Source organism: Streptomyces sp. VTCC 41912, assembly GCF_045799175.1.
GTDB lineage: Bacteria > Actinomycetota > Actinomycetes > Streptomycetales > Streptomycetaceae > Streptomyces > Streptomyces albulus_C.
Map to the genome: position 1 here is coordinate 25,128 of NZ_JBJMAB010000059.1, position 11,333 is coordinate 36,460.

An 11,333-nucleotide genomic window follows, 5' to 3' on the forward strand; every position below is an offset into this window, starting at 1 on the left:
TGGTGGGGTGGGCGCCCCGCCCCGGGCCCGGTGCGCTCGGGGATAATGCCGGCATGCGGATTTCAGCCAGAGCGGACTACGCGGTGCGCGCCGCCCTGCAACTCGCGCACGCCCGGGACGGGGGCCCGCTCAAGGCGGAGGCCATCGCCGACGCCCAGGACATCCCGCACAAGTTCCTCGAAGGCATCCTGAACGACATGCGGCGCGGCGGCCTGGTCCTCAGCCAGCGCGGCGGCAAGGGCGGGTACCGCCTGGCCAAGGCCCCGGAGGAGATCAGCATCGCGGACGTGATCCGGGTGGTGGACGGGCCGCTGGTGTCGGTGCGCGGCGTGCGGCCACCGGAGTTGTCGTACAGCGGGCCCGCCGAGTCGTTGCTCCCGCTGTGGATCGCCCTGCGGGCCAACGTCCGGCAGATCCTCGACGGCGTGTCGCTGGCCGACGTGGCGTCGGCGGAACTCCCGGACGAGGTGCTGGCGTTGACCCGCGATCCGGCCTCCTGGACGAATCCGTAGCCCACGGGTCCGTGACCGGCGCGACCGCCTGCGGCACACCGTCTGTGCCCGGCCGACCGGTGGTCCCGCAGCCCACAGTCCCACCCGGGGGCGTCCGAAATGCGACCCCGATCCGTCCACCCCTTGAACACCCCTTGCCCGGAACGAAAGTTCGGCAGCATCATGCCCGTATTCCCTACCAATCCAGTGGGAAAACTAGGAAAGCATTGCCGGGCAAGCCCGACCGGGACGGCCACGCCCCGGTTCCAGCCGACGAGGACGGTGAACGGCGCCATGCCGAAGAGGTCCGCAGTACGCCCCGCCGCCCCGCCGGCCAGCCCGCCGGCGGAGGACGCGATCTGGCCGCGCGTCACCCGGGAGGTCGCCGACGACCTCGCCGTCGACGCACTGGCCCGCGACCGGGCCGGGAAGCCGCCCTTCGACGAGCTGTCACGGCTGCGCGAGGCCGGTCTGCCGGCCCTGCTGACCCCGCCGGGGCCGCTCCGCGGCGGCAGCGACTGGCGCACCGCCTGTGCGGTCATCCGTGAGATCGCGGCCGCCGACAGCTCGATCGGCGAACTCCTCGCCCGTCACTACGCCCTCACCTGGAGCGCCCGGTTCTTCGGCACCGCCCACCAGGCCGACACCCTCGAACGCCGGGTGGCGGAGGAGCGGTGGCTGCTGGCCGGCGACATCGGCAACCCGGCGGCCGACGCCGAACCGCCCGCCCCGGAGACCGGACCCGACCTCACCCTCACCCCGCACGGCTCCGGCCACGTCCTGAACGGCCGCCGGTCGTTCGCCGCCGGCGTCGCCGTCGCCGACCGGCTGGTCGTCGGTGCCGCCTGCACCGAGACCGGTGACTGGCTGATCGCCCTCGTCGACCCGGCCCACCCGGGCATCACCACCGACCCGGCCCACGACCGCCTGGGACAGCGCCTCGCCGGCGCCGGCAGCATCACGTTCGACTCCGTGCCGGTGGCGGCCGAGCAACTCCTCGGCACCTCCCCGCACGACGAACAACACGTGACCGCGTACGCCACGTTGGCCCCGCTCGCCCTGCGACTGGCCCTCGTGCACGTCGCGCTGGGCATCGCCGAGGGGGTGCTCGCCGAGGCCCGCGACCTCAGCCGCGCCGCCCCGCGCACGTGGCAGGCCGCGGACGCCCTCCCCGCCCCGTACGCGGAGCAGCCGGGCGGCGACCCCTACTTGCTGCTGGCGTACGGCGAACTGGTCGCCGCCGCGCACACCGCGGCGGCCGTGGTGGAACCGGCCACCGAGGCGTTGGCGCGGGGCCTGCTGATGGGTCGGGATCTGGGCGTCAACGAACGCGCCGACATCGCGGTGCTGGTCGCCGCGGCCGAGGCGGTCACCGGCCAGTCAGCGCTCCAGATCACCACCCGCATCCTGGAACTGACCGCCACCGCGGACGCCGACGCCGGCGACCCGGGCTTCGACCGGTTCTGGCGGAACGCCCGCGTGCTGACCGCACAGCGTTCGGCCGCGCACAGTCTCCGCGCGATCGGCGACCACTACCTCAACGGCATGCATCCGCCGCTGACCCTGCGGATCTGAGGGTCGGCGGCGGACGTCGGCGGCGGGTGGCTCAGACGGCGGCGAGCATGCTCCGGCCGAGCCAGTCCGAGGCGTCCCGCACGCCCGGCAGTGCGAAGAAGTAGCCGCCGCCGGTCGGTGAGATGTAGTCCACCAGGGGCTCGTCGATCAGCCGCTCCTGGGTGGCCTCGAACTGGCGGCGGACGTCCTGCTGGTAGCAGCAGAAGACCAGGCCCATGTCCAGGTTGCCGACGTTGTCGACGCCCCGGTCGTAGTTGTAGCCGCGGCGCAGGATGCGGGAGTCGTCGGACTTCGCGGTCCGCGGGTTGGCGAGCCGGATGTGGGAGTCCAGCGGTATCGCGGTGCCGTGCGGGTCCTTGTGGTACGCGGGCACGTCGAACTCGTTCGCACCGTCCAGCGGGGCGCCGGTGTCCTTGCGCCGGCCGAACATCTTCTCCTGCTCGGCCAGCGAGACCCGGTCCCAGAACTCCACCAGCATCCGGATGATCCGGATGACCTGGTAGCTGCCGCCGGTCGCCCAGGCAGGCTCGCCGTGGCCGTCGCCGACCCACACCAGGCGCTCCATCTCCCGCCCGGACTTCACGTCCGGGTTGGCTATCCCGTCCTTGAAGCCGAGCAGGTTGCGCTGGGTGCCGCTGGGCCGGGGCGCGTTCTGGAAGCCGTCGACGCGCCACTTGATCTGCATGCCGCCGCGGGTGTGCCGGGCGATGTCGCGCAGCGCGTGCAGCACGGTGTCCTGGCGCTCCGCGCAGATCTGCAACGAGAGGTCGCCGTGGCACTCGGCGGCCTGGAGGTTGTCGTTGGGGAAGGTCCGCATCGGGACGAGCTTGCGCGGCTTGGCCTTCGCCAGGCCGTAGCGGTCGTCGAAGAGCGAGGCGCCCACGCCCACGGTGACGGTCAGCGCGTCGGCCGGGACGACCGGGCCGAGGATGCCGTTGTCGGACGGCGGGGCCCCGACGCCGAGGTCCTGCGGTGCGCCGCCGGCGGTCAGGAACCGGGCCCGCTCGGTGATCGTCCGCAGCAGGTCGGTGAGTTCCTTGCGGTTGTCCGCAATGACGTTGAGCGAGACGAAGGCGGCGGCGGTGGGCTGCGGAGTGAGGATGCCCGCCTGGTTGGCGCCGTGGAACGGCACCTTCCCGGCGTCGGCGGTGTCGGCGGCCCGTGCGGTGCCGGCGTTGCTCTGGCTCAGTGCGAAGCCGCCGCCGGCCAGCGCCGCACCGGCCGCACCGGCGCCCAGCGCGGTCTTCACGAACGAGCGCCGGTCGGCGGGACAGCGGCCCTGCGGGCCGGGCGTTTCGGCGGACATCTCGTGGGTTCCCTTCGGAGCGTGCGTGGTGTGGTGCGGTGTGTCTGGGTGGGGGCGAGGGACGGGGCGCTCGGCGCGTCCGGCGGGATGCCGGCCGGCGTTCGGGCGCCCCGGGCCCTCGGGGCGGGTCAGGCGGACTTGCGGATCTCCAGCAGGTCCGGCACCGGCGCCAGGTGTTCCAGCAACTGGCCGGTGACGCCGTTCAGTCGCTGCCGGGTGGTGGCGTCGAGCTTCTCGACCGGCGTCCACGTCCCGTCGTGGTGCGCGTCGTCCAGCAGCTTCTGCATCCGGGCGATGTCGCTCTCGATGGAGGCGAGCAGCTGCGGCTCGCGCTTGGCGATCAGCGGGCGCAGGACGTTGAGGAGCTCCTGGGTGCCGGCGAGGTTGGCGTCGGCGGTGGCGAGGTTGCTGCCGCTGCCTTCGTCGGTGTCGCCGGTCAGCTCGAACTGGAGGGTGTTCTCCAGGATCTCGTGGGTCCGCAGCGGCAGGTCACCGGGGTCGAATGCCTGGGTGGGGAACGCCTTCCGCAGCCCCACCACGTCGTCGTGCAGCTGCTGCGCCGGGCCGCTCAGCTCCGCCGCGGACGCGCCGTGCCAGAGGCCGTACTCGATGCGGTGGAAGCCGGTGAAGTCCTTGTCGTGCACGCCGTCGGGCAGCCCGTCGGCCCGCCCGTTGATCTTCTTGTCGAAGTCCTCGAACGTGCCGTAGGCGGCGCCCAGCGAGGAGTAGGTGCGGTGCGCGGTGAGCCAGTCCGTCCGGGCCGCGTCCAGGTCGTCGCCGGCGAGGTCGTCACTGAGCTTCTGGGTCTGGTCGGTCAGCGTGGCCAGGCCGTGGTCGACGTACTGCTTGTAGGCGCGCAGCGGCGCGGCGAGGTCCTGCTCCGCGACCGGCACGACGGCCTTGGCGCCGCCCCCGCCGCTGACCCGCACGGCGGCCGAGGTGACCGCCTTGCCGCCGGTGGGCACGCAGCGCCAGGCGTACGAGCCGCCGGCGATGGTGGCGACCAGGTCGCGGGTGGTGCCGGGGGCCAGGCCCTCGATCTCGCCGTAGACCGCGTTGGTCCCGGGGTCGACGAGGTACACCTCGGACGTCTTGTCGCCGGTGTTCTGCATCTGGAAGGTCTGCCGGCCGGGCTTGGGCGCGGTGAAGCCCTTGCCGCACTCCTTCTCGGACACCGCGATGGTCGGCGCCCCGGCAGGCTTGGACGTGCCGAAGGCCACGATCCCGCCCGCGACGACGGCCGGCACGGCCACCACGGCGACCGGCACCAGCCAGGCCGGCCGCTTCCGCCCGGCACCGGCCGACTCCGACGCCGACTCCGACGCCGACTCCGACGCCGACTCCGACTCCGGCTGCGCCGTCGGCTGCGTTTCAGGGGCGTCCCCGTCCGCCGTCTCGCCCTCAGCCGGTCCTTCCTCGGCCGAAGCGACCTCGGCCGCACCGTCCTTCGCGACGGGCGCCTGCTCACCGTTCGGCTGGGCCGCAGGGGCCGGGGCCGGCTTGGGGGCCGGCTTCGCGGCGGTCCGCACGCCCCGGACGAACAGCGTCATCACGATGGCGAGGTACCCCGCGTAGCCGATGACCTGGAGCCACGTCATGGCCGGCATCAGGTTGAACACGCCCTGCACCAAGGTGGTGTACCAGGCGCTCGGGTCGATGCTCTGGCTGAGGTCGAAGGCGAACGCGGCCTTGCCCGGCAGGACCCCGCCTTCCTGGAGGTCCCGCAGGCCGTACCCCAGGACACCGGCGGCGATGACGATCAGCACGGCGCCGGTCGCGGTGAAGAACTTGGTGAGGTTGATCTTCAGCACCCGGCGGTAGAGGCCCCAGCACAGCCCCGCCGCGATGACCAGGCCGACCCCGGCTCCGATCATCGGCCCGACGGACTCGCCCGCCGCCCGCGCCGTGGTCCACAGGAACAGCGCGGTCTCCAACCCCTCACGGCCCACGGCCAGGAAGGAGGTGACGATCAACATGCCCGAGCCCATGGCGAGCGCGCCGGTGACCTTCTCCTTGATCTCACCGGAGAGGCTGCGTGCCGAGCGGCGCATCCAGAACACCATCGCGGTGACGAACGCGACCGCGATGATGCTCAGCGTGCCGCCGAACGACTCCTGCGCGGTGGCCGAGAGCGACGCCGCGGTGAACGTCAGGACCGCGCCGAAGCTCATGGCCAGCGCGATCGCGGCCAGTACGCCCGTCCACACCTGCGGGAGACGGGACTTGGCCCCGGCCCGGACGAGCGTGGCGACGAGGATCGAAACGATGAGTCCGGCTTCCAGCCCTTCCCTCAATCCGATCAAGAAGCTCGGAAACGCGTCGTCCCACATAGTCGTCCTCTCCGGCCCGCGCAACCGCACCGGTATGCCTTACCTCAGTTAGCGAAGGCATACCTTAGTCAGACCGTCCGAAGATGTCTACATCGCTGTAGTCACATCGTCACGAGGGGATAACGACCCTAGTTCAAGCCCCACCCGCCCCCGCCACGCACCCCCACCGAACCGCCCCACTCCCCCGCCCCCACCACCCGGCCCCCGTACGCCGACCAGCCACCCGACCGGCCGGCCAACTGGCGCCCCGCCGTGACCAGTCACCCGCGGAGCGCGTTCTCCCGACATGAACAAAGCCACCATCACCGGCACTTCACTCATTCTCGGCATGGCGCGCATCGCGCCTCAGTCGCCCCGCAGTCCCCTTGTACCCCCGTCACCCTTCCCACCCCTCACGCCGCCTGCGCCCTTCACGCCGCTCGCACGACTCGTCGTCGTCGCGGGTCTCGCGCTGACCGCCCTCTTCACGACCGGTCCGGCACACGCCGACGGCGGCACCATGCCGCACCTCAGCGGCAAGGGACTGGTCGCCGCCTACCACCAGCTCGGCTACGACACCAAGGTGCAGCTCAAGGACGGCCGGGGCGCCGGTCGCCACGTCCTGTGGCCCGCCAGCTGGAAGGTCTGCGACCAGCACCCCAAGGCCGGCACCCCGTTCTCGCACCAGCCGATCACCCTCACCGTGGTCAAGACCCACGAGTCCTGCACCGGCGGCGACCGCTAGCACGGAGACTCGCGGCGGACGCAAGGGGGGAGCGGGGAACGGAGCGGCGAACCGACGGTCCGGGCCCGGTGGCGGGGACAGCAGTGAGCGGGCCGCACCGGGCGGCCCGCTCATGAGACGCGATCCGAGCCGGCGGGCCTGCCCTTGCGTCCAACCCATCAGCTGGGCGGGAGGGGGCCACTCACCGGCTCCGGACGACACAGTCCCCGGGAGTCCACATCGCCACCATCTACCTCAGTCGTCGCCGAGGCTCCGGTTCGCGGGGCTTCCGGGGGCCTAGCCAGAACCACGTCAAGGGTCTCTTATCAACAAACGTCTTTGTCGATGGTGCGGCTCTCCGGCTTTCTGGTTAACAACCAGTTTCCTCCGCTTTTGACCAGAGTCAAGAGGTATGTCTAGAGCAGGGGGATAAAAGGCTATCTGGGTAGATCAGCAGGTAGTGCTGCACATCAAGAGCGCATAAAGATTGCCGGAATGCGGCAATGTGCGGTGCCGTCCCCACGTGTCACGATCGTTCCCGTTCGAGCGGAACGAGTGAGCGGGGGAGGGCTGAGCATGGCCTGGTTTCTTGGTCTCGGCATCGGCGGGATCGCCGTCCTCGCACTCTCGTTGATCTTCGACGGGTTGCTGGAGGGCCTCTTCGGCGGCGTGCTGGGCGGGCTCGACGGCCTGCTGTCACTACCGGTCATCGCGGGCTTCCTGTCGATGTTCGGATTCGCCGGCGCGATCGTGTCGGGCGGCACCGGGCTCGGTGCCGCGGCGGCCGTCGGCATCGGACTGGCGGCGGGCACCGCGGCCGGGGCCGCCACCTGGAGGCTCAGCCGGGCGCTGATGCGCGACCAGACCGACTCGGCGCCGCGTCGGGAGGACCTGGTGGGCACCGCCGGATCGGTGGTGACCGCGATCCCGGCCGACGGGTACGGCGAGGTGCTGCTCCGCCTCGCCGGGCACCCCGTGAAACTGGCCGCCCGCAGCGTCGCGCCGGTGGCCCGGGGCGCCGAGATCTGGGTCGAGGCATCGCTGACGTCCACCTCGGTGGCGGTCCGCCCCGTCGAACGCTGAACGGGGGCGGGGCCCGACCCGGCCGCCGATGCGGGCCCGGCCCCGCCCCTCCCCCGGCCCCGTCGCACCCGCCGCCGGACCGGAAACGCACCAACCACCATCTTGATCTGCCTACCCCCAGGAAGGCAGGGGGGATTTGTTATGAGTTCAGTCATCGTCGCCGTCGTAGGCGCCGTCGTCCTCGTCGTGTTGCTCGCCCTGGCGGTGATCACGCGCTACAAGGTCGCCGGACCGAACGAGGCGTTCATCATCACCGGCCGTCGCGGCAAGAAGTCCACCGACCCGCAGACCGGGCGGATCAGCGTCGACAACAGCGGCCAGAAGGTCGTCGTCGGAGGCGGCGTCTTCGTCGTCCCGTTCGTCCAGCAGCGCTTCTCCCTGGACCTCTCCAGCCGGCACCTGCCGGTCGCGGTGCGCGGCGCGGTCACCCTGCGCGGCGTGAAGGCCAACCTCGACGGCGTCGCGATCGTCAAGGTCGGCGGCAGCGAGGACGCCATCCGGGCCGCGGCGCAGCGGTTCCTCCAGCAGCAGGACGGCATCGTCGGCTTCACCCAGGAGGTGTTGTCGGGCGCGCTGCGGGCGATCGTCGGCCGGATGTCGGTCGAGGACATCATCCGGGACCGGGCCGCGTTCGCCAGCCAGGTCGCCGAGGAGGCGGAGGCCAGCCTGTCCGGCCAGGGCCTGATCCTCGACGCGTTCCAGATCCAGGACATCACGACCGAGGGCTCCTACCTGGAGGACCTGGGCCGGCCCGAGGCCGCACGGGCCCGCCAGGAGGCGGACATCGCGGAGGCGAACGCCCAGCGGGTTTCGGAGCAGGCGCGGCTGAAGGCCGCCGAGGAGATCGCGGTCGCGGAGCGGACGCTCTACCTCAAGCAGGCCGAGATCCGGGTCGAGACCGAGGCCGCGGCCGCCAAGGCGAACGCGGCCGGCCCGCTCGCGGAGGCCGCACGCCAGCAGGAGGTGCTCTCCGAACAGGAGAAGGTCGCCGAACGCCAGGCCGCGCTCACCGACCGGGAGTTGGACACCAAGGTCCGCAAGCCCGCCGACGCCGCCCGGTACCAGGCCGAGCAGGAGGCGGAGGCCCGCCGGATCGCCCAGGTCAAGGAGGCCGAGGCCACCGCGGAACGCGCCCGGCTCACCGGTGAGGGCGAGAAGCTGCACCGCGCCGCGCTCGCCGAGGCCGTCCGGCTGGAGGGCGAGTCGGAGGCGGCGGCACTCGCCGCGAAGGGCACCGCGGAGGCCGAGGCCATGCACAAGAAGGCCGACGCCTTCGCCCGCTACGGTGACGCGGCCGTCCTCCAGATGCTGGTCGAGGTGCTCCCCCAGGTCGTCGCCAAGGCGTCCGAACCGCTCGGTGCCGTCGACAAGCTGACGGTGATCTCGACCGACGGAGCGGGCCAACTCCCCCGCACGGTGGCGAACAACGTCGCCCAGGGCGTGGAACTCCTCGACTCGGTCGCAGGAGTCGACCTGGCGAGCATGCTGAAGCGCGTGACCGGGGGCAGGGGCGGCAGCACCGCACCCGACACCACCGCCGATGCGGCCCCCGCCTCCGCAACCGCCTCCCCCAACGGCAAGATCGAAGTCACCGACTAGCGCCACCGGGGCGGCAGTTGGCGCGCCGCACCGCAGAGGGGCTGCGCGTGCGCCTGCCGAGCACTTCCGCACCTCCCACCGGGGCTGCCGGACCGGAACGTATCCGCGTCCGGCAGCCCCGCAGTGCTGCTCAGCGGCCCCGGCGGACGGGGATTGCGCTCCTGGGAGCCCGAGTGCCGCTGCGCCTGCCTGACCGGATTCCCCCTTCCTTCTCGTTGAACGATGAAGCAAAGTGACTCGCGTTGCCCCAGGCGACCGGGGTCACGGGCTTCCTTCATGGCATTCCCGACATGTGACGAGAAGTGAGGTAACACCTGTGAAGACGAACCACCGCCGTGCGACCAGAGCCGTCGTCGCCGCCGCCGCGGCCACCCTGTGCCTGGCCGGGGCGAGCCAGGCACAGGCCGCCACGCTCGGCAGCGTCACCTTCTACACGGGCGCCGACCGGACCGGGACCGCCGTCCAGCTCGACCTCACGAAGGTCGGGGTGTGCCAGGAACTCACCGCCCCGATCCGCTCCTTCCACGCCGCGTCGAACCAGTCCGTAGACGTCTTCTTCAACGAGGACTGCACGACGGGCGCCCCGGGCCAGGCGGGCGACCTGTACTTCCGGACGGGCACCCTCGGACAAAGCAACTTTCCCTACGTCGCGGTCAGTTACCGGATCCGTTCGACCGGCTGACAGGCTCCCTGCCGACCCCTGACCCCGGCGATGAGCACGTCGATGAGCACGTCGATGAGCACGTCGACGAACGCCTCGCGCGCCGCCTCCGCCGAGGGGCGGCCCCGGGTGCCCGGCTCAACTCCGCCGGCGGGCGCCGGAGTCCCGCTCGGCCACCTGTCGGGCGACCGGGTCGGCGGCACCGGACCGCACGTCACGCTCCTCGGCGTCGCGGGTGGGTGCGCTGCGGCGGAGCCGGTGCAGGGTCCAGCCGTCCACGTCCTCGACGTCCTCCGGCGAGGCGAGCGGGTTGGCCAGCAGCCGGGTGGCCCTCTCGAAGATCTCCTCGGCGCGGCGGTAGGAGAGTCGGGCCCGGCCCGTCTCGGGGCACACATCCGCCGACGGTGTGCGGGCCGGGGCCTTGCGGTCGGTGAGGAACAGCGGGCCGCGGCCCCGGCCCGCGATCAGCCGGGGCAGGAGCTGCGCGGTGCCGGACTGCCAGTGAATCCACTCCGTTGCCCCGTCCTTGGCGGTGATCCGCCCGCGCCGGTCCGCCGGGTGCAGGTCCTCGACGTTCAGGCACAGCACCTCGTCGGCCCGCGCCGCCGATTCGTGGAGCATTCTCCAGAACGTCTTCTCCCGCAGGGAGACGTTCAGCTGCCGCAGGGCGGCGAGTTGGCTCTCGGCCAGGGCCTTGGTGCGGTCCGGCGGCGCCGGCCGTCGCTCGATGCCGATCGTCGGATCGCGCTCGACCCAGCCCTGCTGCCGCCACCAGCCGATCGCCTTGCGCGCGATCGACAGTTCCCGGTTGACGGTGTGCGCGTCCATCTCGTCCGCCCGGGCTGCCGCCAGTTCGGCGAGCACGTCGGGCAGCGTCGGGGCGTCGATCGCGGCGACGGGAAGGGCCGGCGGCTTCGCGCTGCGGCGGGCGGGGCCGGTCGGAGCCGGTTCGCCCGCGAGCATCCAAGCCCATGTCGTCAGCGAGATCCGGTAGACCCGCGCGGAGGACTGCGCGAGCCCCGCGCAGGTGAGGTACTGCTCGACGGCCGCGGCGTACGACACGGGCGAGGCTGACGGGGGCACCTCCTGGACGCGTGGCCGCCGTGGCTCGCTCCCGCGCTCGGACTCGGTCACCGGTTCGACCGCCATAACCGCCCCGCCCTTCCCGCTCTGCCGCAGTTGATGCACTCGTCTTGCCCCGACTGCCGGAATCGTCTGCCGCAGGTGGCCGTGATCACGGTGGAGTTCCTGCCGCAGCACTCCGGGAAACGCTGTGGCACATCGCTGACAAACCGTCAAATGTCGTACGCCAGTGGGACGGTCGACCTTGAAGCGGATCGACTGCTCCGCCAGGCGCCGTGGCGCCGACCCGCACGACGCACGCGGCCGGTCGCCGAGCCTCACTCAGCACTGGACGCCCGTCCGTCGCAGCCGTGCGAGAACAGGCGTCATCAGCGCGGGGGCCCAGGAGTTGCCGATCGGCATGCCCGGGCCGGCCCTTTCACGGTGGTCAGTTGGCGATGCCGACCGGGTGGACCTGGATGCTCTCGTCGTACGAACCGCCCAGCTTCAGCGCGTCCGCGGG

The 11,333-nt window shown here is 72.0% G+C and carries 9 protein-coding genes; 6 read left to right on the forward strand and 3 right to left on the reverse strand.

What is annotated here, in order from left to right; genetic code table 11:
• Nucleotides 1–53: 53 nt before the first annotated feature.
• Nucleotides 54–512, forward strand: coding sequence for an RrF2 family transcriptional regulator (locus ACJ6WD_RS39135; RefSeq protein WP_376553582.1), 459 nt, complete (start codon nucleotides 54–56; stop codon nucleotides 510–512).
• A 273-nt stretch (nucleotides 513–785) separates the two neighbouring features.
• Nucleotides 786–2,066, forward strand: coding sequence for an acyl-CoA dehydrogenase (locus tag ACJ6WD_RS39140; protein ID WP_407617626.1), 1,281 nt, complete (start codon nucleotides 786–788; stop codon nucleotides 2,064–2,066).
• A 31-nt stretch (nucleotides 2,067–2,097) separates the two neighbouring features.
• Here ACJ6WD_RS39140 and efeB read toward each other — a convergent pair whose 3' ends face one another.
• Entirely contained in the window at nucleotides 2,098–3,372 is a 1,275-nt protein-coding gene (efeB, locus tag ACJ6WD_RS39145; protein WP_038524426.1) for an iron uptake transporter deferrochelatase/peroxidase subunit, read from the reverse strand.
• A gap of 128 nt (nucleotides 3,373–3,500) precedes the next feature.
• Nucleotides 3,501–5,702, reverse strand: a complete 2,202-nt coding sequence (gene efeU, locus ACJ6WD_RS39150) for an iron uptake transporter permease EfeU (RefSeq protein ID WP_407617627.1) — start codon at nucleotides 5,700–5,702, stop codon at nucleotides 3,501–3,503.
• Between the two features lie 499 nt (nucleotides 5,703–6,201).
• Between efeU and ACJ6WD_RS39155 the strand changes: the two genes are divergently transcribed.
• The 4 genes from ACJ6WD_RS39155 to ACJ6WD_RS39170 all read left to right on the forward strand — a co-directional run bounded on the left by ACJ6WD_RS39155 (nucleotide 6,202) and on the right by ACJ6WD_RS39170 (nucleotide 9,769).
• A complete protein-coding gene (locus ACJ6WD_RS39155) occupies nucleotides 6,202–6,426 on the forward strand; it encodes a hypothetical protein (protein WP_407617628.1) in 225 nt (74 codons plus the stop codon).
• 555 nt (nucleotides 6,427–6,981) lie between these two features.
• Entirely contained in the window at nucleotides 6,982–7,488 is a 507-nt protein-coding gene (locus ACJ6WD_RS39160) for a hypothetical protein (RefSeq protein ID WP_233662083.1), read from the forward strand.
• A gap of 141 nt (nucleotides 7,489–7,629) precedes the next feature.
• Nucleotides 7,630–9,087: a flotillin family protein gene (locus ACJ6WD_RS39165; protein ID WP_233662082.1), complete on the forward strand. Its 1,458-nt coding sequence runs from the start codon at nucleotides 7,630–7,632 to the stop codon at nucleotides 9,085–9,087.
• Nucleotides 9,088–9,403: 316 nt separating this feature from the next.
• On the forward strand, nucleotides 9,404–9,769 hold the full coding sequence (locus ACJ6WD_RS39170) for a hypothetical protein (protein WP_407617629.1): 366 nt from the start codon (nucleotides 9,404–9,406) through the stop codon (nucleotides 9,767–9,769).
• Between the two features lie 117 nt (nucleotides 9,770–9,886).
• Here ACJ6WD_RS39170 and ACJ6WD_RS39175 read toward each other — a convergent pair whose 3' ends face one another.
• The gene (locus tag ACJ6WD_RS39175; RefSeq protein ID WP_331247927.1) at nucleotides 9,887–10,810 is read right to left on the reverse strand and encodes a site-specific recombinase; all 924 of its coding nucleotides are present in this window, start codon (nucleotides 10,808–10,810) and stop codon (nucleotides 9,887–9,889) included.
• Between the last annotated feature and the right edge of the window lie 523 nt (nucleotides 10,811–11,333).